A 21,837-nucleotide genomic window follows, 5' to 3' on the forward strand; every position below is an offset into this window, starting at 1 on the left:
GCCCCCTATTATTACGCGTTTGGCGCCACGCCATACTGCGCGAACCACGCCAGCATGCGTTGCCAGCCATCTTTGGCGGAATCGGCGTGATAACTGGCACGATAATCCGCATTGAAAGCATGTCCTGCATCCGGATACACCACGATTTCCGCCTTGGCATTGGCGGCATGCAGCGCCTGACGCATCTTATCAATGCTCTCCAGCGGGATGCTCTCATCCTGACCACCGTAAAGGCCCAGCACCGGTGCGTTGAGATCCACCGCGATATCGATCGGGTGCTTCTGCTGCTTCAGCGTCTTCTCACCGTCTAAGCGTCCATACCACGCCACCGCTGCACGCACCTGCGGATTGTGCGCGGCAAACAGCCAGCTAATGCGTCCGCCCCAGCAGAAACCGGTAATCGCCAGGCGACGGATATCACCATCGTGGCGCGTGGCCCAGTTGGCCACATGATCGAGATCGGACAACACCTGCGAATCTGGAACTTTGCTCACCAGCTCTTTAAACAGCGTGGGAATGTCGTGGTAATCGTTGGGATCGCCCTCACGGAAATAGAGTTCCGGAGCGATGGCCAGATAACCTTCCAGCGCCAGACGGCGGCAGACATCGCGGATATGCTCGTGCACCCCGAAAATTTCCTGCACCACCAACACAACCGGCAAGGTGCCTTGATACTCTTTTGGTCGAGCGTAATAGGCAGGCAGGTTTTCGCCCTGGCTCGGAACTGAGGTCTCGCCAGCATGAATCGCGTCGCTGCCGGTAATAATGGTGCTGCTTGCGGTGGGCTGAACGGCCGGTGCAAAGCCGCCGGGTGCCGTTTTTTGTGCCATATTGTCTTCGGTTTTCATTGTTCTCTCCGTGCTAGCAAATGCGCAATCACGTAACTATAGCCTGGCGAAGTGAAGCAAGGCTGGCGTAGGGTGCAGAGGGATTTTTTTCACGTGTGCTGCTTCTCTATTAACATTGCCACCAACACTTACACAGCACCGCTTGTAGCAATTCAGAATTGCACAGCGCCAATGTGTGATGTGAATCACATAATGTTTTTCTGATAATGTAAGTTTCATTATCGATGGTGAATTGAGTCACATATTTATGCCGCCTGCTCACGTAGAGTGGCGCGCTCATCCCCAATTATCAGGAGTCTGTTATGGCCCAGTCTGACGTTTTCCACCTTGGCATCACCAAAGCTGATTTGAAAGGAGCCACGTTGGCCATTGTGCCTGGCGATCCTGAGCGCGTGAAGAAAATCGCCGCGCTGATGGACAACCCACAGCATCTGGCTTCACACCGTGAATTCACCACCTATCTGGCTGAAGTGGATGGCAAACCGGTTGTGGTGTGCTCCACCGGCATCGGCGGACCTTCTACCTCGATTGCGGTTGAAGAGCTGGCACAACTCGGCGTGCGTACGTTCCTGCGCGTTGGCACCACCGGCGCGATCCAGCCACATATTAATGTTGGCGATGTACTGGTCACCACCGCATCGGTACGCCTCGACGGCGCCAGCCTGCACTTTGCGCCGATGGAGTTCCCAGCGGTGGCTGATTTCACCTGCACCACCGCGCTGGTGGCAGCGGCAGAAGCGTGCGGCGCGAAAACTCACATTGGTATTACCGCCTCCTCTGACACCTTCTATCCAGGCCAGGAACGCTACGACACTTTCTCGGGTCGCGTGGTGAATCGCTTCCAGGGCTCAATGGAAGAGTGGCAGCAAATGGGCGTCCTCAACTATGAGATGGAATCCGCTACACTGTTAACCATGTGCGCCAGTCAGGGACTGCGTGCCGGCATGGTGGCTGGCGTCATCGTGAACCGTACGCAAAAAGAGATCCCGGATGCCGTGACCATGAAGCAGACCGAAAGTGATGCGGTGAAAATTGTGGTTGAAGCCGCGCGTCGCTTAATTTAGTGCGCCAGTCAGGGATGAATTCGAGACCAGGCTTATAAGGAATCCAGCTATTTCCTGATTAGAATGCGCGCAATTTCAGCAGCTACTGAGAAATTTCTTATGCGCAAAATGGTTTCTGTCTCACGTCCTAACTTCATGAATAATCCCGCTACTGCGCAGTCACGCGTTGAAGGTGCAGCAGCGAGATTTCGCCAGGCGATGGCGGCGAATAACTATCCTGTTGCGCGTCGGTGCTGTGAAGAAGTGCTGCGCGTCCTGCCTAATCATATGCAGGTGCTGAGCGACTACGCGCTCACTCTGATGCGTGTGGGCGAGCACAAAAAATCCTATAAAATTTACCAGAAAATCTATCAGGCTCCGGCCGCGCAGCGTGCGCAGGCGTCGGAAACCTGGCTGGATGGATTAACGGAAGTGTGTGGCTGGCTGAATAAAGAAGATGAAGTAGCGCGTTACGGCCTCGAGTCGCTGCAGAAATCCGATGTGACCTTCAGTAAAGGGGTGAAAGTGGCGTTCCCTTCTGACGCACCGCCGCCGATCAACCGCAGTAATCCGGCAGAAAATATCATCTCCTTTAGCCTGTATGGCGGCCAGCCACGCTACTGCGAAACCTTGATTAAAAACATTGAAGTGGCGCGAGAGCTCTATCCTGACTGGATCTGCCGCATCTATCTCGACGACAGCGTGCCTCAGCACGTCTGGCAGCGCCTGACGCAGCCAAATACCCAGCTGGTGGATATGTCGCACGAGAAAACCATCTTCCCAACGCTGTGGCGCTTCCTGGTGATGGACGATACCAGCGTCAAACGCTATATCGTGCGTGACGCGGATTCGCTGCTCTCCGAGCGTGAAGTGGTGGCAGTGGAAGCCTGGCTGAATTCGCCTTACTGGTTCCATCATATGCGCGATTACTTCTCACATACCGAGCTGTTGCTGGCGGGCATGTGGGGCGGCTGCCATGGCGTGTTCCATAACGTTGAGCAGCAGATGCGTGACTTTATCGCGCAATATGAAGGCAGCCAACGCTTTACCGATCAGTACTTCCTTAAAGTGGCGCTGTGGCCAACGGTACGTGAAAGCATATTGAATCATGACGATATTTTCCGCTTCCATCAGGCGCAACCGTGGCCGGCGCATCAGCCAATTCGCTGGCAAACCGACAGCTTCCACGTCGGTAGTAACGCCGGTTTTGCCAGCATGGCGGGCCAGGTCGAAAACGCTGAGAACGGCTGGCAGCAGGTTGAGATCACCTACGACGGGAAAAGCTGGACCTATCCGGCCAAAATCCAGGGTGAAACCGAATGGGTGTTGCCGATGCCCTTCTTCCTGATTGATGCGTGGAAAGCGGGCGATCTGACAGTTAAAGCCCTTTAACATTCTTCTGGACATTCATACAGTAGAGCTCTACCTTTTCCCTCAGCAAGTCGATCCGCGGGGGGATTATGGATCAGCAACTTATCATTAGCGGCGCGCTGGCGCTGGCCGGTTTGGGCATTGGCTGGATCATTGCTCAACTGCGCGCCGGCCATCAGCACGCCAGCTTCACCACCGAGCGTCGCCTGCTGGAAGAGGCGCAGCAGCGTCAGCAGCAGCAGCTCGAACAGTTACAGCAGCAAATCCAACAACGCGAACAGGAGATGCGCCAGCTACACGGTGCACTGAGCGGTGCGCAGGAACGTTTGCAGCAGCTTGATTACTGGCGCGGCGAAAGTGAACAACTCAGCCGGGAACTGCGAAATCAGCTGGAAGTGAACAGCGCGCAGGAAGCCGAACTGCGGGAGGTGACCATTCGTCTTGAAGAGACACGCTACGGTGCAGAAGAGAAGCAGCGACTGCTGACCAACAGCGAACAGCGCCTCAGCGCGCAGTTTGAAAATCTCGCCAATCGCATCTTCGAAAACAGCGGGCGGCGCGTCGATGAACAGAACCGTCAAAGTCTGAATAGCCTGATTGGCCCGCTGCGTGAACAGCTGGACGGCTTCCGCCGTCAGGTAACCGACAGCTTTGGTCTGGAAGCGCGCGAGCGTCACACGCTGACCCACGAAATTCGCCAGCTACAGCAACTCAATGCACAGATGGCGCAGGAAGCGGTCAATCTCACTAAAGCGCTGAAAGGTGACAATAAAATTCAGGGCAACTGGGGCGAAGTGGTGTTGGCCCGCGTGCTGGAAGCGTCGGGCCTGCGTGAAGGCTACGAATACCAAACGCAGGTTAGCGTGCAGCTGGAACAGCAGGGCAGGATGCAACCGGATGTGATCGTGCGTTTGCCGCAGGGCAAAGATGTGGTAATTGACGCCAAAATGACGCTGGTGGCCTACGAGCGCTACTTCAACGCCGACGATGAAGCCACGCGTGAGCAGGCGATTCAGGAACACGTTAGCGCCATGCGCGGACACATTCGCCTGCTGAGCCGTAAAGATTACCAACAATTGCCCGGTTTACGCTCTCTGGATTATGTGTTGATGTTTATCCCGGTGGAACCGGCGTTTCTGCTGGCGATCGATCGCCAGCCCGAGCTGATCAGCGAAGCGTTACAGCAGAACATCATGCTGGTCAGTCCCACCACCTTGCTGGTGGCGCTGCGTACTATCAATAATCTCTGGCGTTATGAGCATCAAAGCCGCAACGCACAGCGCATCGCCGACCGGGCAACGCGGCTGTACGACAAAATGCGGCTGTTTGTCGATGACATGAGCGGCATCGGGCACAATCTCGACAAAGCGCAGCAAAGCTATCATCAGGCGATGAAAAAGCTGTCTGAAGGGCGCGGCAATCTGATCGCACAAAGTGAAGCGTTCCGTTCGCTTGGCGTGGAGATCAAACGTCCGATTAATCCGCAACTGGTTGAACAAGCGCAGCCGGAAGAAGCGGATGAAGATTGGGCAGACGATCGCACCGAGGATGAAAACGTTGCAGAACCAACAACAGACTCGCTGCGCCGCATCAACGAATAGCACGGTGGTCGCGTGCTCGTGTAGCGCGACTCTGATACACTTCGGCAAGAATTGTTTGTGGAACAGGTAAAACCGATGGCAGATGAATCACAGCAGGAAACTACCCATTTTGGCTTCCAGACCGTCGCGAAAAGCGAAAAGGCCGATAAAGTTGCGGACGTGTTTCACTCCGTCGCGGCAAAATATGACCTGATGAACGATTTGATGTCGTTTGGCATCCATCGTGTCTGGAAGCGTTTTACCATTGACAGCAGCGGCGTGCGCCGCGGTCAGCGCGTGTTGGATCTGGCGGGTGGTACCGGCGATCTCACGGCAAAATTCTCACGTCTGGTGGGCGAAACGGGCCAGGTTGTGCTGGCAGACATCAACAGCTCGATGCTGAAGATGGGCCGCGAGAAGCTACGCAATCTCGGCGTGTCGGGCAATGTCAGCTATGTGCAGGCGAATGCCGAAGCGCTGCCGTTCCCGGATAACTACTTCGATTGCATCACCATCTCGTTCGGCTTGCGTAACGTGACCGAAAAAGAGAAAGCGCTGGCATCGATGTTCCGCGTGCTGAAGCCAGGCGGACGTCTGCTGGTGCTGGAGTTCTCGAAGCCGCTGCTGGAGCCGCTCAGCAAAGCTTACGATACCTATTCATTCCACATTCTGCCGCGTATTGGTCAGCTGGTGGCGCAAGACGCGGAAAGCTATCGCTATCTGGCGGAGTCGATTCGTATGCATCCCGATCAGGAAACCCTGAAAGCGATGATGAACGATGCGGGCTTTGAAAATACCACCTACTTCAACATGACTGGCGGTATTGTCGCGCTGCATCGCGGATTTAAATTCTAATCCATCATGACTTTAACTCCTCTCATCACCGGCGGTCTTGAGACCGCCCTGAACCGTGTTCTCTATCGCGATCGCAGCCTGAAAGCCGCACGCCAGCGTTTGGCGGGCAAGGTATTGATGCTGCGTCTGCAAGAGCTCGATTTTCCTTTGGTGCTGGTGTTTAGCGAATCGCAACTCGATGTACTGAGTGATTGGCAAGACAACAGCGACTGCACGGTGAGTTTGCGTGTCAGTACTTTGCCGAAACTGCGCGATCGCCAGCAGCTCACCAGCCTGATTCGTAGCGGTGAACTGGAGGTGGACGGCGACTTGCAGGTGGTACAGCAATTCTCCGCACTGATGGATCTCGCCGAGCTGGATCCGGCGGAATATCTTGCACCGTGGATTGGAGATATCGCTGCGCAAGGCGTAAGCCAGGCCGCACAGCAGGCGCTGAAGTTCGTGCAGCAGCAGTTCATCCGCCGCCAGGATTATCTTGGTCAGGTGCTGACGGAAGAGTGGCGCGTTGCGCCGGGCGCACTGGAACTGGCATGGTTTTGCGAGGAAGTGGAAGCGATAGAACGTTCGCTCAATGCGTTTGAAACGCGTTTGGCACAGCTGGAGGCGAAATGACGCTGGGAGAAATTCGGCGCTTATACTTCATCATCAAGATCTTTCTGACTTACGGCCTTGATGAACTGATTCCCCGCATGCGCTTCACGCTGCTTTTACGCTTGTGGCGGCGTTGCATCTTCTGGATCCCTAACCAACATAAAGACGCTTCCGCCGGCGTACGCATCCGTTTAGCGATGGAGCAGTTGGGGCCGGTGTGGATCAAATTCGGTCAAATGCTCTCGACGCGTCGCGATCTGTTCCCACCAGCGATTGCCGATGAACTGGCGGTGCTGCAGGACCGCGTTGCGCCATTTGATGGCGTGAAAGCCAAACAGCAGATTGAAAAGTCGATTGGCGGCCCGGTGGAAACCTGGTTTGAAGACTTCGATATCAAACCGCTGGCCTCGGCTTCTATCGCGCAGGTGCATACCGCGACGCTGAAATCCAATGGCCGCGCGGTGGTAATTAAAGTGATTCGTCCCGACATCCTGCCGGTGATCAGAGCCGATATGCGACTGATTTACCGTCTGGCGCGGTGGGTGCCGCGTTTGTTGCCGGATGGTCGTCGTCTGCGTCCGGTGGAAGTGGTGCGCGATTACGAAAAGACCTTAATTGATGAACTGAATCTGCTGCGTGAAGCGGCGAACGCCATCCAGCTGCGTCGTAATTTTGACCAAAGCCGCATGCTGTATGTGCCGGAAGTGTTCTCTGATTATTGCAGCGAATCGATGATGGTGATGGAGCGCATTTACGGCATTCCGATCTCAGATATCGCCACGCTGGAGCAGCACGGCGTTAACATGAAACTGCTGGCCGAGCGCGGTGTGCAAGTGTTCTTCACCCAGGTGTTCCGCGACAGCTTCTTCCATGCCGATATGCATCCCGGCAATATCTTCGTCAGCTACGATCACCCGGAAGATCCGCAATACATCGGCATCGACTGCGGTATTGTCGGTTCGCTGAACAAAGAAGATAAGCGCTATCTGGCCGAGAACTTCATCGCCTTCTTTAACCGCGATTACCGCAAAGTGGCCGAGCTGCATGTGGATTCTGGCTGGGTACCGGCCGATACCAACGTCGAAGACTTTGAGTTTGCCATTCGTACCGTGTGTGAGCCGATTTTCGAAAAGCCGCTGGCTGAGATTTCGTTTGGCCACGTGCTACTCAACCTGTTCAACACCGCGCGTCGCTTTAATATGGAAGTGCAGCCGCAGCTGGTGCTGTTGCAGAAGACGCTGCTGTATATCGAAGGAATTGGCCGCCAGCTCTATCCGCAGCTTGATCTGTGGAAAACGGCCAAGCCGTTCCTTGAAGATTGGATCAAAGATCAGATTGGTATCCCGGCGATTTTGCGGGCGGTGAAAGAGAAAGCGCCGTACTGGGCGGAAAAACTGCCAGAGTTGCCGGAGCTATTTTACGACAGCATGCGCCAGCACAAATTATTGAAGCACAGCGTCGATAAACTCGTCACCGATTTAAACGTACAGCGAACACGCAATCATCAGGCGCGCTATCTGTTTGGTGTAGGCGCTACACTGTTATTAAGTGGCACCGCCGTGCTGTTAAGTCGACCGGATTGGGATTTCTTCCCGGCGCTATTAATGGCCGCTGGCATCGTCACCTGGCTTATTGGCTGGCGCAAGACAAACTGATTGTCTGCCTGGTGCAAATCGCGTAATGTCGCAAGCTAAAGCCCGAAATCATACGGGCTTTCTGTGCGTTACAGTCAACAGTTTTTCACAGAATATTAGAGGCATATCTCATGGGCGGTATCAGTATTTGGCAATTGTTAATCATTGCCGTCATTGTTGTTCTTCTTTTCGGTACCAACAAGCTTCGCAACCTGGGTTCGGATTTAGGATCTTCCATTCGTGGCTTCAAAAAAGCCATGGGCGATGAAGACGATAAAAAGGATCAACCGAAAGAGCAGGACGCTGACTTCAACGCCAAAACTCTGGCAGACAAACAGCAAACCACGGCGACTAAAGACGACGCCCGGAACGACAAGCAGGTATAACTGTGTTCGACATTGGTTTTAGTGAACTGGTATTAGTGTTCGTGATCGGGCTGATTGTGCTTGGCCCGCAGCGGTTACCGGTTGCGGTGAAAACCGTCGTCGGCTGGATCAGAGCCATTCGCTCGCTGGCCGCGAATGTACAAAACGAACTGGCGCAAGAGTTGAAACTGCAGGAATTGCAGGACAGCCTGAAAAAGGTGGAAGAAGCGGGCCGTGGCACGTTGTCACCCGAGCTGAAAGAGTCGATGGAAGAACTGCGTAAAACCGCCGACTCCATGAAGCGTTCGGTGCAGCAGAGTATCGATCTCGAAAAAGAGGAAGATGAAGCCAACACTATTCATCAGACTCCGCCAGCCGCCGTGCAGCCCGTGACTTCACCTGCGGTCACGCCCGCAGCAGCAGAACATCAAACCAGTGCGCCTGCACAGACTCCGCAGCCTACTGACGAAATCTCTGCCGCAGAAACCCCTCCCGTCGCCAGTGCTCCTGAAAGCACCGCGAAGACTTCTCTCGTAAAAGATGAACGATAAACATGGCCGTTGAAGATACCCAACCGCTCATTAGCCATTTGATTGAGCTGCGCAAGCGTTTGTTGAATTGCATCATCGCTGTTTTAGTCATCTTTCTGTGTCTGGTCTATTTCGCGAATGATATCTACCATCTGGTCGCGTCGCCGCTGATCAGCCAGATGCCAGCCGGGGCGAGCATGATCGCTACCGACGTCGCATCGCCATTCTTCACGCCGATCAAGCTGACCATCATCGTTTCGGTGTTTCTGGCCGTGCCGGTGATTTTGTATCAGGTGTGGGCGTTTGTGGCGCCCGCGCTCTATCGCCACGAACGCAAACTGGTGATGCCGCTGCTGTTCTCCAGTACGCTGCTGTTTTACGTCGGCGTGGCGTTTGCTTACTTCATCGTGTTCCCGCTGGCGTTTGGCTTCTTCGCCAAAACCGCGCCGCAAGGCGTGACCATCGCGACGGATATCACCAACTACCTCGACTTCGTCATGACGATTTTCATGGCCTTCGGTGTGGCGTTTGAGGTGCCGATTGCAATTGTGCTGCTGTGCTGGACCGGCATAACTTCACCAGAAGATCTGAAAAAGAAACGTCCTTATATGTTGGTTGGCGCGTTCGTGGTTGGGATGTTGCTCACACCGCCGGATGTTTTCTCGCAAACTTTGCTCGCTATTCCGATGTACTGCCTGTTTGAAGTCGGCGTATTCTTCTCCCGCTACTATGTGGGTAAAGGACGTCAGTCTTCGGATGAGGAACACAACACCGAATCCTGATGTCCTTAATGCAGGGCATCCCGCAGCGCGCGGGAAGATGAATCTAAACCGCCCCGTTGGGCGGTTTTTTATTGGGGAGAAGACATGTTTGATATCGGTGTAAACCTGACCAGCACGCAATTCGCAAAAGATCGCGAGCAGGTGGTAAAACGTGCGCGCGAAGCAGGCGTCACCGGCCTGTTAATTACCGGCACCAACGCGCTGGAAAGCCAGCAGGCGCGGCAGCTGGCGGCATTGCACGCGGGCTATTGCTGGTCAACCGCCGGCGTCCATCCGCACCATGCCAGTGAATGGTCGGCGGAAACCGCGAATACCTTGCGTCGCCTGGCGGAAAGTGAGCAGGTGGTCGCGATTGGCGAATGTGGCCTGGATTTCAATCGCAATCTTTCGGCCCACGATCAGCAGGAATACGCTTTCGATGCGCAGCTGGCGTTGGCTGCTGAGCTACAGCTACCGGTGTTTTTGCATTGCCGTGAAGCGCACGATCGTTTTGTTGCAGTACTTGAGCCGTGGCTACCAAAGCTGGTTGGTGCAGTCGTGCACTGCTTTACTGGTACGCGTGACGAGCTGCAAGCATGTCTGGCGCTGGGATTGTCGGTGGGCATTACCGGTTGGGTATGCGACGAGCGTCGCGGCATGGAACTGCGTGAATTGCTGCCGCTGATTCCGGCTGAGCGCCTGTTACTGGAAACCGACGCACCGTATTTACTGCCGCGCGACATGCATCCGCGTCCCACTTCGCGCCGCAATGAGCCATGCTTCCTGCCGCATATTGTGCAGCAGGTGGCGAACTGGCGTGGCGAGGAGGCGGAAGCGCTGGGCGCGCAGGTTAATCTCAACGCGCGTCAGCTGTTTAAACTCGCTTAGAGTTTACGGAACTGTTTGTTATCCACGCTGCGCATCACCTGTTTGTTCAGCATGTTGAGCAGCAAAACGGAGCGCGTTTCACCATCCGGCTCGGCAAAAATGGCGCGCAATCCTTCGAACGTGCCATCGGTGATGATCACTTCATCACCGCTTTGCGGGGTTTCCGCATCAAGCACGATCTGCGGCACGTCGGTTTGCAGCGCTTCGATCACATCATTTGATACGGTGGCCGGCATGGTGCCAAAGCGCACGAAGTGGCTGACGCCGCGCGTGCTGCTGATGGTGGTGGTGTGAATCGCTTCGGGATCGAATTCGATAAACAGATAGTTGGGAAACAGCGGCTCACTCACGGTGGTGCGTTTACCGCGCACAATCTTCTCCAGAGCGATCATCGGGCTGAGGCAATTCACCTCTTGCCGCTCAAGATGCTCTTTCGCGCGCAACAGTTGTCCACGTTTGCAATAGAGTAAGTACCAGGATTCCATAACCGCTCCCAAATAATGGACGCTAAGAATATCAAATCAGTTGTCAGAGTTATAGCGCATCGGCGGGTGGAAACCGGGCGCTGAAAACAATTTCACTACGATTTATCCGATTGATGCGGCTTATTTACGCTTTCTTGCAAGAAAATTGACGGCCGGCGACCATCTGTATCAGACTCCCTCCCCATCTTTCGATTGAAAAGGAGTGGCTGATGGAACTGTTCCTGTTGAGTAACGGTAAAGTGGCTGACGATGCGCCGCTGTTAAGTTACGCCCACCCGCAGCTGCATGCGATGATCGCCCAGCGCGGCATCACTTCGGCGGTGCTGGTACCGTACGCGATTATTCGTGGCGATCACGCGCAGCGCGCGCAGGACTTATCCGCGTCGTTAGGCATTGACGTGCGCACCGTGCACGAGTTTGCATCGCCCGTTGCGGCGATTGAACAAGCTGAGCTAATTCTGGTGAGCGGCGGAAATACCTGGTTCCTCAATCAAATGCTGCACGAGCACGGCTTGATCGTCGCTATACAACGCGCGGTGCGCGAGCGTGATGTGCCGTACGTCGGCTGGAGCGCCGGTTGCAATGTGGCAACGCCTTCCATTCGCACCACCAATGATATGCCGGTGCGCAGCAGCGTAGTGTTGCCCGCGCTGGGTTTGTTCCCGGTGCAGATCAATCCGCATTATCTTGATGCGCACGTCAGCGGCCATATGGGCGAAACGCGTGATGAACGACTGGCCGAGTTCTGTGCCGTGAATCCGCATGAATCGGTGATTGCGCTGCGTGAAGCCAGCTTCCTGCACGTGAGCGAAAATCGCCTGCGTTACTACAGCGCACGCGGTGAAGACTTCAAAGTGTTCCGTCACGGCGAACCGATTACTGCTTATCACGATGTATTGGCGATTCAGTCGCTGGTGCCGTTTTCCTGTCAGCCTGCCTGACGCAAAACCTCAACATGTCAGCGTAAAACGCCTCTATAATGGCGTTTCACTCTGGCCGGAAAGCTAAAGCCGCATGAAATATCAGGATTTACGAGACTTCCTCGCATTGCTGGAACAGCGTGGCGAGTTAAAGCGCATCACTCAGGAGATCGATCCTGAGTTAGAGATGACGGAAATTGCCGACCGCACGCTGCGCGCTGGCGGCCCAGCGCTGCTGTTCGAAAACCCGAAAGGGTACGACATGCCGGTGCTGTGTAATCTGTTTGGCACACCAAAACGCGTGGCGATGGGCATGGGCCAGGAAGAGGTCAGTGCGCTGCGTGAAGTAGGCAAGCTGCTGGCGTTCCTGAAAGAGCCGGAGCCGCCAAAAGGCTTCCGCGATCTGTTCGATAAGATGCCGCAGTTCAAGCAAGTGCTGAACATGCCAACCAAGCGCCTGCGCAATGCGCCGTGCCAGGAAGAGATTTTCAGCGGCGATGACGTCGATCTGTCGCGCATTCCGGTGATGAAATGCTGGCCGGGCGATGCTGCGCCGCTGATTACGTGGGGATTAACCGTCACGCGCGGCCCGCATAAAGAGCGACAAAATCTGGGTATCTATCGTCAGCAGGTGATCGGCAAGAACCGCGTGATTATGCGCTGGCTGTCGCATCGCGGCGGCGCGCTGGATTTCCAGGAGTGGTGTAAAGCGCATCCGGGCGAACGTTTCCCGGTGTCGGTGGCGCTGGGCGCCGATCCTGCCACTATTCTCGGCGCGGTAACGCCGGTGCCGGATACACTCTCCGAATACGCCTTTGCCGGTTTGCTGCGCGGGAATAAAACCGAAGTGGTGAAGTGCGTTTCGAACGAACTCGAAGTGCCGGCCAGCGCGGAAATCGTGCTGGAAGGTTATATCGAGCCGGGCGATGTCGCGCCGGAAGGTCCGTACGGCGACCACACAGGCTACTACAATGAAGTAGATAGCTTCCCGGTGTTTACCGTGACGCACGTAACGCAACGTCGCAACCCGATTTATCATTCAACCTACACCGGACGTCCACCGGATGAACCGGCGGTGCTGGGCGTGGCGCTCAATGAAGTGCTGGTGCCGATTCTGATCAAGCAGTTCCCGGAGATCGTTGATTTCTATCTGCCTCCGGAAGGCTGCTCTTATCGCCTCGCGGTAGTGACGATCAAGAAACAGTACGCTGGTCATGCCAAGCGCGTGATGTTCGGCGTGTGGTCGTTCCTGCGTCAGTTCATGTACACCAAGTTCGTGATTGTGTGCGATGACGACGTCAACGCGCGCGACTGGAATGATGTGATTTGGGCGATTACCACGCGCATGGATCCGGCGCGCGATACGGTGCTGGTTGAGAACACGCCTATCGATTATCTCGACTTCGCCTCGCCGGTTTCCGGCTTAGGCTCGAAGATGGGACTTGATGCGACCAATAAGTGGCCGGGCGAAACCACGCGCGAGTGGGGCACGCCGATTGTGAAAGATCCGGCTGTGACCGCGCGCATTGACGCCATTTGGGATGAGTTAGCTATCTTTGCCGAGCCGCCGCAGCGCTAACGGCGGCAGACCAATTAGACCCGAAGAAAAAGGGAACGCATGACAACGTTAAGCTGCAAAGTGACTTCGGTTGAAGCGATTACGGACACGGTTTACCGCGTTCGTTTAATTCCGGCTGCGGATTTTAATTTCCGCGCAGGACAGTATTTGATGGTGGTGATGGATGAGCGCGATAAGCGCCCGTTTTCACTGGCTTCTACACCAATGGAAAAGGACATCATTGAGCTGCACATCGGCGCATCGGATCTCAATCTCTACGCGATGGCGGTGATGGATCGTATCAAGAACGATCGCCAGATTACGGTTGATATGCCGCACGGCGATGCCTGGCTGCGTGAAGATAGTGAGCGTCCGATCATTCTGATCGCGGGCGGCACCGGCTTCTCTTATGCGCGTTCTATTCTGCTGACCGCGCTGGCACAGAAACCCGATCGCGAGATCGCGATTTACTGGGGCGGCCGTGAGTTGATGCATCTGTACGATCTGGATGAGCTGAATGCGCTGGCGGTGAAGCATCCGAACCTGAAAGTGATCCCGGTGGTTGAACAACCGGCGGATGACTGGACCGGACGCAGCGGCACGGTACTGACGGCGGTGATGCAGGATTTCGCGTCGCTTAGCGAGCACGATATCTACATTGCTGGTCGTTTTGAGATGGCGAAGATTGCGCGTGAGCGTTTCTGCGCCGAGCGCGGTGCGCTGGAAGCGCAGATGTTTGGCGATGCGTTTGCGTTTATCTGATGGTCGCCATCAATGGCGACCCTACGACGATCAGCCATAAAAAAGCCCGCCCGAAAGGGCGGGAACACGTGCAACATTAACGTATTAAACCCGTTCGAACACCGTGGCGATGCCCTGGCCTAAGCCAATGCACATGGTCGCCAGACCAAATTGCGCATCGCGACGTTCCATCAAATTCAGCAGCGTGGTACTGATACGCGCGCCAGAACATCCCAGCGGATGACCGAGCGCAATCGCGCCGCCATTCAAATTCACTTTCTCATCCAGCTGTTCCAGCAAGCCCATGTCTTTGATGCACGGCAGCGCCTGTGCGGCAAAAGCCTCGTTGAACTCAAACAGGTCGATATCCTGCACGCTCAATCCTGCTCGCTTGAGCGCCAGCTTGCTGGCGGGAACCGGACCGTAACCCATAATCGACGGATCGCAGCCCACCACCGCCATGCTGCGAATTCGCGCGCGCGGCGTCAGACCGAGTTCGCGTGCGCGGCTTTCGCTCATGATCAACATTGCGGCTGCGCCGTCGGAGAGCGCGGATGAGCTGCCTGCGGTCACGGTGCCGTTGACCGGATCGAACGCCGGGCGCAGCGCAGCCAATCCTTCGAGGCTGGTCTCTTCGCGAATCACTTCGTCGCTCTCAAAACGTTTCAACACGCCGTCGGCGTCGTGGCCGTAGGTCGCCACAATTTCACGCTTGAAATCACCGCGCTGGGTTGCTGCCCAGGCACGCTGGTGCGAACGCAGCGCAAAAGCATCCTGCTGCTCACGCGTGATGTGATGCATACGCGCCAGCATCTCGGCGGTTAACCCCATCATGCCCGCCGCTTTTGCCACCGTGCGACCCAGGCCCGGATGGAAATCCACGCCGTGGCTCATCGGCACGTGGCCCATATGCTCTACGCCGCCAATCAGGCAGCTGTGCGCATCGCCAACCATAATCGCGCGCGCCGCGTCGTGCAGCGCCTGCATCGAGGAACCGCACAGGCGGTTGACGGTGCTGGCAGGCACGCGATGCGGGATCTCCGCCAGCAGCGCGGCGTTACGTGCAATGTTGAAGCCTTGCTCCAGCGTCTGCTGCACGCAGCCCCAGATAATGTCGTCCAGCGTGGCGGGATCAACCGCCGGGTTGCGGCTCAGCAGCTCGCGCATCAAATGCGCCGAGAGATCTTCCGCCCGTACCTGACGAAACGCGCCGCCTTTGGAGCGGCCCATCGGCGTGCGGACCGCATCAACAATTACCACTTTTTCCATTTTCATTACCTCAGGCACTTTGCAGCGCCGCTTCGTCAATCGGTTGCACCGCGGGATACCAGCTCTGATGCTGATGGGCTTTTTGCAACAGCATCTCCGGCAGCGCATACAGCGGGCCGAGCGCGGTATAACGTTTGGCCTGATCAACCACGTTGCTGTTGCCCAGCGTATCCATGTAGCGGAACGCGCCGCCACGGAACGGCGGGAAGCCTAAACCGTACACCAGCGCCATATCAGCTTCGGCCGGTGAAGCGATGATCTTCTCTTCGAGGCAGCGCACCACTTCGTTGAGCATCGGCAGCATCATGCGGTTGGCGATCTCGTCATCGCTGAACACGCGCGTCGGCTGGCAAATCGGTTCCAGCAGCGCATCGACAGCCGCATCGGCTCTCTTCTGCGCTTTGCCTTTTTTATCCTGCTCCCAGCGATAAAAGCCCTGACCGTTTTTCTGGCCGTAACGTTTGGCGTCAAACAGCACGTCGATCGCGTCGCGATAATCTTTCTGCATGCGAGACGGGAAACCTTGCGCCATCACCTGTTGAGCGTGATGCGCGGTATCAATGCCGACCACATCCAGTAGCCACGCGGGGCCCATCGGCCAGCCGAACTGTTTTTCCATCACTTTATCGATCTGACGGAAATCCGCGCCGTCACGCAGCAGCAGGCTGAAGGCGGCGAAGTAGGGGAACAGCACGCGATTCACAAAGAAGCCGGGACAGTCATTCACCACAATCGGCGTCTTGCCCATTTTGCTCGCCCAGGCCACCACTTTGCTGAGGGTCGCTTCTGAGGTTTTCTCACCGCGAATCACTTCAACCAGCGGCATACGCGGTACCGGATTGAAGAAGTGCATGCCGCAGAAGTTTTCCGGACGTTTCAGGGCTTGCGCCAGCAGGCTGATCGGAATGGTTGAGGTGTTGGAGGCGAGAATGGCGTCCTCGCGCAGATGCTGTTCGGTCTCTGCCAGCACTTTGGCTTTGATCTGCGGATTCTCTACTACCGCTTCTACTACTACGTCGGTGCGTTCGAATCCGGCGTAATCCAGCGTGGGCTGAATGGTGGTGAGTACGCTCGCCAGTTTCGCGCCGTCAATTTTGCCGCGCTCCAGCTGTTTGTTCAGCAGCTTGCTGGCTTCGGTCATGCCCAGCGTTAATGCCTGCGGATTGATATCTTTCATCATCACCGGCACACCTTTCCATGCCGATTGATAAGCAATGCCGCCGCCCATAATGCCTGCGCCTAATACTGCCGCTTGCTGCGGCGCACCGACTGCACTGCTGTGCTTTTTCGCCAGGCCTTTGACGTACTGATCGTTCAGGAAGATACCGACCAGCGCGCGCGCCACGTCGCTTTGCGCCAGCGGCACAAACGCGGCGGTTTCCAGCTTCAGCGCATCATCACGTCCGAGGCTGGCGGCAGCTTCAATGGTTTTGATGGCGGTGATCGGTGCCGGATAGTGTTTGCCCGCGGTTTGCAGCACCATGCTTTTGGCGATGGTGAAGCTCATGGCGGCTTCAATCGGGCTGAGTTTCAGCGGTGCCAGCTTCGGCGCGCGGCGTGTCTGCCAGTTGCCCTGCACGATGGCGTCCTGCAATACGGTCAGCGCAGCGGCACGTAGTTTGTCGCTGCTGACTACCGCATCCACCAAACCGAGTTTCAGGGCGCTGCTGCCATCAACATCTTTACCGGCGGCGATAATCTCCATCGCGCTATCGGCGCCAAGCAGGCGTGGCAAGCGCACGCTGCCGCCAAAGCCCGGCATAATGCCCAGTTTGGTTTCCGGCAGGCCAATGCGTGCGGTCGGCGTGGCAATGCGGAAGTCGGTCGCCAGTATGCATTCACAGCCGCCGCCCAGCGCATAGCCGTCGATGGCGGCCACGGTGGGCACCGGCAAATCCTCTAAACGATTGAAGATGCTGTTGGCAAACGCTAGCCACTGGCTCAGCTTCTCTTCTGGCGCATCAAACAGCGACAGGAATTCTGTGATGTCGGCACCAACGATAAATGCCGGTTTGGCCGACGAGAGCAACAGGCCGCGCAGCGCGGGTTGCTGTTCCAATACGCTTAATGCCTCGCCCAACGAGGCAACGGTTTTGGTATCGAGTTTGTTCACCGAACCGGGCGCATCGAAAACCAGCTCGGCGATGCCGTCGTCAAGCCAGTGAACTGAAAGGGTATCGCCTTGGTAGAGCATGTCCGTCTCCTGAAACCGCGAAAGTTGATCTGGTCATACCAGATGAGTTGGAGTGTGAGTGTGATGTTAATTATTTGCAAACCAGAGTTTGATTATTTGATACAACGATCACAGCGCGCGCAGCACGGCATCACTAACACGGCTGTGCTACACTGCGGCCACTTTCGCGACATCGGAGACAAGTCCATGGATTCACTGAAAACCCTGTATCACGCGCACATCAATACGCTGCAGCAGCGAGCGCAGCAGGTGCTGGCTCGCTTTAAGCTTGATGCCATGCTGATTCATTCCGGCGAACTGTTGACCGTTTTTCTCGACGATCACGACTATCCGTTTAAGGTGAATCCCCAGTTCAAAGCGTGGGTGCCGGTGACGCAGGTGCCAAACTGCTGGTTATGGATTGATGGCGTGAATAAACCCAAGCTGTGGTTCTATTCGCCGGTTGATTACTGGCACAACGTTGAGCCGCTGCCAAACAGCTTCTGGACTAACGATGTGGAGGTGATTGGCCTGAAGAGTGCCGATGAGATCGCGCAACTGTTGCCTACACAGCGCGAGAACGTGGCCTATATCGGTCCGGTGCCGTCACGCGCTTCCCAGCTCGGTATTAACAGCGAGCAGGTGAACCCGAAAGGCGTGATCGATTTCCTGCATTATCATCGCAGTATCAAAACCGACTATGAACTGGCGTGTATGCGCGAAGCGCAGAAGCTGGCGGTGGCGGGCCATCGCGCTGCCAAAGAGGCGTTCTTCTCTGGCATGAGCGAGTTCGATATTAATATCGCCTATCTGACCGCAACCGGCCATCGCGATACCGATGTGCCATATGGCAACATCATCGCGCTCAATGAACATGCCGCGGTGCTGCACTACACCAAACTGGATCATCAGCCGCCGGCCAAACGCCACAGCTTCCTGATTGACGCCGGCGCGGAATACCTCGGTTACGCCGCTGACCTGACGCGCAGCTACGCGGCGCAGAGCAAATCGCGCTATGCCGACATGGTTGCGGCGATGAACAAGGAAGAGCTGGCGCTGATTGCCACCTTGAAAGCTGGCGTGCGCTATACCGATTATCATCTGCAGATGCATCAGCGCATTGCGCGTCTGCTGCTGAAGTTCGAGTTGGTGAAAGGCCTGACTGAAGAGACGCTGGTGGCGGAAGATTTAACCGGTCCGTTTATGCCGCACGGCCTTGGACATCCGCTCGGCCTGCAGGTGCACGATGTGGCTGGCTTTATGCAGGACGATAACGGCACGCATCTGGCGGCACCGTCGCAGTATCCGTATCTGCGTTGTACGCGCGTGCTGGAACCAGGCATGGTGCTGACTATCGAACCGGGCTTCTATATTATCGATTCGCTGCTGGCGAAGCTGCGCGGCGGCAAGTTCAGCCAATACTTTGACTGGGCGGCAATCGATGCACTGAAACCGTACGGCGGTATTCGTATCGAGGATAACGTGGTGGTTCACGCTAATCGCATTGAAAACATGACGCGCGATCTGCACCTTGCCTGATGGATGCTTACGACATTCCCGCTGAGGCCGTGAGTCTCAGCGAGGAAACTATCAAGAAAAGCCGCTTCATCACCTTGCTGGCGCACACGGCCGGCGTGGAAGCGGCGCGCGCGTTTGTGCAGCAGGTGAAGCAGGAGCATCCCAGCGCGCGGCATCACTGCTGGGCGTGGGTGGCGGGTGCGCCGGATGATTCGCAGCAGTTGGGGTTTTCCGATGATGGCGAACCTTCTGGCACCGCAGGCAAACCGATGCTGGCCCAACTGATGGGCAGCGGCGTCGGTGAGATCACTGCGGTGGTGGTGCGTTATTATGGCGGCATCATGCTTGGCACCGGCGGACTGGTAAAAGCTTACGGCGGCGGCGTGCAGCAAGGGCTGAAGCAACTGGCGCGTCAGCGCAAAGTGCCGATGGAATCTTTTACCCTGCAGTGCGATTACGCCCAACTCAGCGACATCGAACGCTTGCTGCAACGTTTTGACGGCATTATAGAAGAGAGCCATTATCAGGATCGTATTGCGCTGCGTTTAGCGTTGCCGCATGCGCAGATTGATGGCTTTCGCCAAAACCTCTCTGATTACAGCCGGGGCGCGCTGACGCTCATCCCGCTGACAAACTAAAAGCTTCTGTTTAAAGGAAACGGCTGAATGCATTTTCGCGCCATTACCCGCATCGTGGGCCTGCTGGTGATTCTTTTCTCGGTGACCATGATTTTACCTGGCCTCGTCGCTTTGATTTACCGTGATGGTGCCGGGCGCGCGTTCAGTCAGACCTTTATGATGGCGATCGTTATCGGTTCGCTGCTGTGGTGGCCAAACCGCAAGCAGAAAACCGAACTCAAGCCGCGCGAAGGCTTCCTCATCGTGGTGCTGTTCTGGACAGTGCTGGGCAGCGTCGGTGCGATGCCGTTTATCTTCGCCGAGCAGCCGCATCTCTCAATCACCGATGCGTTCTTTGAATCCTTCTCTGGCCTCACTACCACCGGCGCTACTACGCTGGTGGGACTGGATACGCTGCCGAAAGCGATTCTGTTCTATCGTCAGATGCTGCAGTGGCTCGGCGGGATGGGGATCATTGTGCTGGCGGTGGCGATTCTGCCCATTCTGGGCGTGGGCGGCATGCAGCTCTATCGCGCTGAAATGCCGGGGCCGCTGAAAGATAATAAGATGCGCCCGCGTATCGCAGAAACAGCTAAAACACTGTGGCTGATCTACGTGTTGCTCACCGTGGCGTGCGCGCTGGCGCTGTGGCTGGCGGGCATGCCGATGTTCGATGCTATCGGCCATAGCTTCTCGACGATCGCGATTGGCGGGTTCTCAACCCATGATGCCAGCATCGGCTATTTTAATAGCCCAACCATTAACACCATTGTTGCGGTATTTCTGCTGATCTCGGGCTGTAACTATGGCCTGCACTTCTCTTTATTAAGTGGTCGCAACCTGAAAGTGTACTGGCGCGATCCCGAATTCCGCATGTTTATTGGCGTACAACTGACCTTAGTGCTGATCTGTACCATAGTGTTGTGGTTCCACAATGTGTACGCCAGCGGCTGGCAAACGCTGAATCAGGCGTTTTTCCAGGTGGTATCAATGGCGACCACGGCCGGTTTTACTACCGACAGCATTGCGCGCTGGCCGCTGTTCCTGCCGGTGCTGCTGCTGTGCTCAGCCTTTATCGGCGGCATGGCGGGTTCAACCGGCGGCGGTTTGAAGGTGATCCGCATTCTTCTATTGTTCAAGCAGGGTTCGCGTGAGCTGAAGCGATTGGTGCACCCGAACGCGGTTTACACCATCAAGTTGGGTAATCGCGCGCTGCCGGAACGTATCCTCGAAGCGGTGTGGGGTTTCTTCTCAGCTTATGCGCTGGTGTTCCTGCTCAGCATGTTGGCGATCATCGCCACTGGCGTGGATGACTTCTCGGCTTTTGCTGCCGTGGCCGCGACCCTGAATAACCTCGGGCCCGGTTTGGGTGTGGTAGCAGACAACTTCACTTCAATGAATGATGTCGCGAAGTGGATTTTGATTTTGACCATGCTGTTTGGACGCCTTGAAGTGTTCACGCTGCTGGTGCTGTTCACGCCGACCTTCTGGCGCGAATAATAAAATAGGATTGAGTAATGAAAGCGTTGATTCTGTATTCCAGCCGCGATGGACAAACTCGTGACATTGCCGCGCGCATTGCGCAGACGTTAGTGCCGCATCAACTGTGTGACGTGATCGATTTACTGCAGGCGCAGCAGATTGATTGGTTGCAGTATGATCGCGTACTGATTGGTGCTTCGATCCGCTATGGCCATTTCAATCCGGCGCTGCTGAAATTTGTCACCCAGCACAAAGCACAGCTGCAGCAGCGGGTGAGCGGCTTCTTTAGTGTCAACCTGACGGCGCGTAAAGCAGATAAGTGTACGCCAGAGACCAATGCGTATACGCGCAAGTTCCTGGAGCAGTCGCCGTGGCAACCCGATTGCTGTGCGGTTTTCGCCGGGGCGTTGCGTTATCCGCGTTATCGCTGGTTTGATCGCGTCATGATTCAATTCATTATGCGTATGACCGGCGGGGAAACCGATACATCGAAAGAAGTGGAGTACACCGATTGGAATAAAGTGGCGCTTTTTGCCCAGGATTTTGCGCAGTTACCAGGCAAATCGTTGTGAAATACAGCGTTGTGGCGAAATTTAGGTCGAACAGTA

The 21,837-nt window shown here is 55.9% G+C and carries 21 protein-coding genes; 17 read left to right on the top strand and 4 right to left on the bottom strand.

Features of this window, described 5'->3' with window-relative positions:
• Positions 1-11: 11 nt before the first annotated feature.
• Positions 12-848 (bottom strand): dienelactone hydrolase family protein, encoded by an 837-nt coding sequence (locus tag K5Y32_RS21455; protein WP_222185723.1) that lies wholly within the window; start codon positions 846-848, stop codon positions 12-14.
• 302 nt (positions 849-1,150) lie between these two features.
• Between K5Y32_RS21455 and udp the strand changes: the two genes are divergently transcribed.
• The 10 genes from udp to tatD all read left to right on the top strand — a co-directional run bounded on the left by udp (position 1,151) and on the right by tatD (position 10,466).
• On the top strand, positions 1,151-1,912 hold the full coding sequence (udp, locus tag K5Y32_RS21460) for a uridine phosphorylase (protein WP_222185724.1): 762 nt from the start codon (positions 1,151-1,153) through the stop codon (positions 1,910-1,912).
• A 99-nt stretch (positions 1,913-2,011) separates the two neighbouring features.
• On the top strand, positions 2,012-3,283 hold the full coding sequence (locus K5Y32_RS21465) for a tetratricopeptide repeat protein (RefSeq protein ID WP_222185725.1): 1,272 nt from the start codon (positions 2,012-2,014) through the stop codon (positions 3,281-3,283).
• Positions 3,284-3,351: 68 nt separating this feature from the next.
• Positions 3,352-4,863, top strand: coding sequence for a DNA recombination protein RmuC (gene rmuC / locus K5Y32_RS21470; protein ID WP_222185726.1), 1,512 nt, complete (start codon positions 3,352-3,354; stop codon positions 4,861-4,863).
• Positions 4,864-4,938: 75 nt separating this feature from the next.
• Positions 4,939-5,697, top strand: coding sequence for a bifunctional demethylmenaquinone methyltransferase/2-methoxy-6-polyprenyl-1,4-benzoquinol methylase UbiE (gene ubiE / locus K5Y32_RS21475; RefSeq protein WP_008105805.1), 759 nt, complete (start codon positions 4,939-4,941; stop codon positions 5,695-5,697).
• A 6-nt stretch (positions 5,698-5,703) separates the two neighbouring features.
• A complete protein-coding gene (locus K5Y32_RS21480; RefSeq protein ID WP_110867936.1) occupies positions 5,704-6,309 on the top strand; it encodes an SCP2 domain-containing protein in 606 nt (201 codons plus the stop codon).
• Positions 6,306-7,943, top strand: a complete 1,638-nt coding sequence (gene ubiB / locus K5Y32_RS21485; RefSeq protein WP_101763734.1) for a ubiquinone biosynthesis regulatory protein kinase UbiB — start codon at positions 6,306-6,308, stop codon at positions 7,941-7,943. Before K5Y32_RS21480 ends, ubiB begins: the two co-directional genes overlap by 4 nt.
• Before the next feature lie 110 nt (positions 7,944-8,053).
• Positions 8,054-8,308 (top strand): Sec-independent protein translocase subunit TatA, encoded by a 255-nt coding sequence (gene tatA, locus K5Y32_RS21490; protein ID WP_008105810.1) that lies wholly within the window; start codon positions 8,054-8,056, stop codon positions 8,306-8,308.
• Positions 8,309-8,310: 2 nt separating this feature from the next.
• Positions 8,311-8,838 carry a Sec-independent protein translocase protein TatB gene (gene tatB, locus K5Y32_RS21495; protein ID WP_101763733.1) on the top strand — a complete coding sequence of 176 codons (528 nt, stop codon included), beginning with the start codon at positions 8,311-8,313 and terminating at the stop codon, positions 8,836-8,838.
• Between the two features lie 2 nt (positions 8,839-8,840).
• Positions 8,841-9,599, top strand: coding sequence for a Sec-independent protein translocase subunit TatC (tatC, locus tag K5Y32_RS21500; RefSeq protein ID WP_101763732.1), 759 nt, complete (start codon positions 8,841-8,843; stop codon positions 9,597-9,599).
• An 84-nt stretch (positions 9,600-9,683) separates the two neighbouring features.
• Positions 9,684-10,466, top strand: a complete 783-nt coding sequence (gene tatD / locus K5Y32_RS21505) for a 3'-5' ssDNA/RNA exonuclease TatD (protein WP_137384920.1) — start codon at positions 9,684-9,686, stop codon at positions 10,464-10,466.
• Here tatD and rfaH read toward each other — a convergent pair.
• The gene (gene rfaH, locus K5Y32_RS21510; protein ID WP_101763730.1) at positions 10,463-10,951 is read right to left on the bottom strand and encodes a transcription/translation regulatory transformer protein RfaH; all 489 of its coding nucleotides are present in this window, start codon (positions 10,949-10,951) and stop codon (positions 10,463-10,465) included. The two genes, tatD and rfaH, sit on opposite strands and share 4 nt — an antisense overlap.
• A 209-nt stretch (positions 10,952-11,160) precedes the next feature.
• Between rfaH and pepE the strand changes: the two genes are divergently transcribed.
• The 3 genes from pepE to fre all read left to right on the top strand — a co-directional run bounded on the left by pepE (position 11,161) and on the right by fre (position 14,191).
• Entirely contained in the window at positions 11,161-11,892 is a 732-nt protein-coding gene (gene pepE, locus K5Y32_RS21515) for a dipeptidase PepE (protein WP_137384921.1), read from the top strand.
• A gap of 73 nt (positions 11,893-11,965) precedes the next feature.
• Positions 11,966-13,450: a 4-hydroxy-3-polyprenylbenzoate decarboxylase gene (ubiD, locus tag K5Y32_RS21520; protein WP_101763728.1), complete on the top strand. Its 1,485-nt coding sequence runs from the start codon at positions 11,966-11,968 to the stop codon at positions 13,448-13,450.
• Positions 13,451-13,489: 39 nt separating this feature from the next.
• A complete protein-coding gene (gene fre, locus K5Y32_RS21525; RefSeq protein ID WP_008105825.1) occupies positions 13,490-14,191 on the top strand; it encodes an NAD(P)H-flavin reductase in 702 nt (233 codons plus the stop codon).
• An 84-nt stretch (positions 14,192-14,275) separates the two neighbouring features.
• Here the strand turns inward: fre and fadA are convergent, their stop codons facing one another.
• Together fadA and fadB are read right to left on the bottom strand one after the other, a co-directional pair.
• Complete coding sequence (gene fadA / locus K5Y32_RS21530) at positions 14,276-15,439, bottom strand: acetyl-CoA C-acyltransferase FadA (RefSeq protein ID WP_222185727.1); 1,164 nt, start codon at positions 15,437-15,439, stop codon at positions 14,276-14,278.
• A gap of 10 nt (positions 15,440-15,449) precedes the next feature.
• On the bottom strand, positions 15,450-17,633 hold the full coding sequence (fadB, locus tag K5Y32_RS21535) for a fatty acid oxidation complex subunit alpha FadB (protein ID WP_222185728.1): 2,184 nt from the start codon (positions 17,631-17,633) through the stop codon (positions 15,450-15,452).
• Between the two features lie 186 nt (positions 17,634-17,819).
• Between fadB and pepQ the strand changes: the two genes are divergently transcribed.
• Genes pepQ through hemG form a run of 4 tightly spaced genes read left to right on the top strand, consistent with a single transcriptional unit; the run spans position 17,820 to position 21,801 of the window.
• The gene (pepQ, locus tag K5Y32_RS21540; protein ID WP_222185729.1) at positions 17,820-19,151 is read left to right on the top strand and encodes a Xaa-Pro dipeptidase; all 1,332 of its coding nucleotides are present in this window, start codon (positions 17,820-17,822) and stop codon (positions 19,149-19,151) included.
• Complete coding sequence (locus K5Y32_RS21545; RefSeq protein WP_222185730.1) at positions 19,151-19,768, top strand: IMPACT family protein; 618 nt, start codon at positions 19,151-19,153, stop codon at positions 19,766-19,768. Before pepQ ends, K5Y32_RS21545 begins: the two co-directional genes overlap by 1 nt.
• Positions 19,769-19,795: 27 nt before the next feature.
• Positions 19,796-21,247: a Trk system potassium transporter TrkH gene (trkH, locus tag K5Y32_RS21550; RefSeq protein WP_176973408.1), complete on the top strand. Its 1,452-nt coding sequence runs from the start codon at positions 19,796-19,798 to the stop codon at positions 21,245-21,247.
• Positions 21,248-21,264: 17 nt separating this feature from the next.
• Positions 21,265-21,801, top strand: a complete 537-nt coding sequence (hemG, locus tag K5Y32_RS21555) for a menaquinone-dependent protoporphyrinogen IX dehydrogenase (RefSeq protein ID WP_222185731.1) — start codon at positions 21,265-21,267, stop codon at positions 21,799-21,801.
• Positions 21,802-21,837 lie beyond the last annotated feature (36 nt).

The sequence above is a fragment of the Pantoea sp. DY-15 genome (assembly GCF_019795935.1).
GTDB classification, from domain to species: domain Bacteria; phylum Pseudomonadota; class Gammaproteobacteria; order Enterobacterales; family Enterobacteriaceae; genus Pantoea; species Pantoea leporis.

What these genes read in the sequence shown, in the direction of transcription:
- K5Y32_RS21455 (WP_222185723.1), bottom strand. Translation starts at nt 848, where the DNA reads ATGAAAACCGAAGACAATATGGCACAAAAAACGGCACCCGGCGGCTTT.
- udp (WP_222185724.1), top strand. Translation starts at nt 1,151, where the DNA reads ATGGCCCAGTCTGACGTTTTCCACCTTGGCATCACCAAAGCTGATTTG.
- K5Y32_RS21465 (WP_222185725.1), top strand. Translation starts at nt 2,012, where the DNA reads ATGCGCAAAATGGTTTCTGTCTCACGTCCTAACTTCATGAATAATCCC.
- rmuC (WP_222185726.1), top strand. Translation starts at nt 3,352, where the DNA reads ATGGATCAGCAACTTATCATTAGCGGCGCGCTGGCGCTGGCCGGTTTG.
- ubiE (WP_008105805.1), top strand. Translation starts at nt 4,939, where the DNA reads ATGGCAGATGAATCACAGCAGGAAACTACCCATTTTGGCTTCCAGACC.
- K5Y32_RS21480 (WP_110867936.1), top strand. Translation starts at nt 5,704, where the DNA reads ATGACTTTAACTCCTCTCATCACCGGCGGTCTTGAGACCGCCCTGAAC.
- ubiB (WP_101763734.1), top strand. Translation starts at nt 6,306, where the DNA reads ATGACGCTGGGAGAAATTCGGCGCTTATACTTCATCATCAAGATCTTT.
- tatA (WP_008105810.1), top strand. Translation starts at nt 8,054, where the DNA reads ATGGGCGGTATCAGTATTTGGCAATTGTTAATCATTGCCGTCATTGTT.
- tatC (WP_101763732.1), top strand. Translation starts at nt 8,841, where the DNA reads ATGGCCGTTGAAGATACCCAACCGCTCATTAGCCATTTGATTGAGCTG.
- tatD (WP_137384920.1), top strand. Translation starts at nt 9,684, where the DNA reads ATGTTTGATATCGGTGTAAACCTGACCAGCACGCAATTCGCAAAAGAT.
- rfaH (WP_101763730.1), bottom strand. Translation starts at nt 10,951, where the DNA reads ATGGAATCCTGGTACTTACTCTATTGCAAACGTGGACAACTGTTGCGC.
- pepE (WP_137384921.1), top strand. Translation starts at nt 11,161, where the DNA reads ATGGAACTGTTCCTGTTGAGTAACGGTAAAGTGGCTGACGATGCGCCG.
- ubiD (WP_101763728.1), top strand. Translation starts at nt 11,966, where the DNA reads ATGAAATATCAGGATTTACGAGACTTCCTCGCATTGCTGGAACAGCGT.
- fre (WP_008105825.1), top strand. Translation starts at nt 13,490, where the DNA reads ATGACAACGTTAAGCTGCAAAGTGACTTCGGTTGAAGCGATTACGGAC.
- fadA (WP_222185727.1), bottom strand. Translation starts at nt 15,439, where the DNA reads ATGGAAAAAGTGGTAATTGTTGATGCGGTCCGCACGCCGATGGGCCGC.
- fadB (WP_222185728.1), bottom strand. Translation starts at nt 17,633, where the DNA reads ATGCTCTACCAAGGCGATACCCTTTCAGTTCACTGGCTTGACGACGGC.
- pepQ (WP_222185729.1), top strand. Translation starts at nt 17,820, where the DNA reads ATGGATTCACTGAAAACCCTGTATCACGCGCACATCAATACGCTGCAG.
- K5Y32_RS21545 (WP_222185730.1), top strand. Translation starts at nt 19,151, where the DNA reads ATGGATGCTTACGACATTCCCGCTGAGGCCGTGAGTCTCAGCGAGGAA.
- trkH (WP_176973408.1), top strand. Translation starts at nt 19,796, where the DNA reads ATGCATTTTCGCGCCATTACCCGCATCGTGGGCCTGCTGGTGATTCTT.
- hemG (WP_222185731.1), top strand. Translation starts at nt 21,265, where the DNA reads ATGAAAGCGTTGATTCTGTATTCCAGCCGCGATGGACAAACTCGTGAC.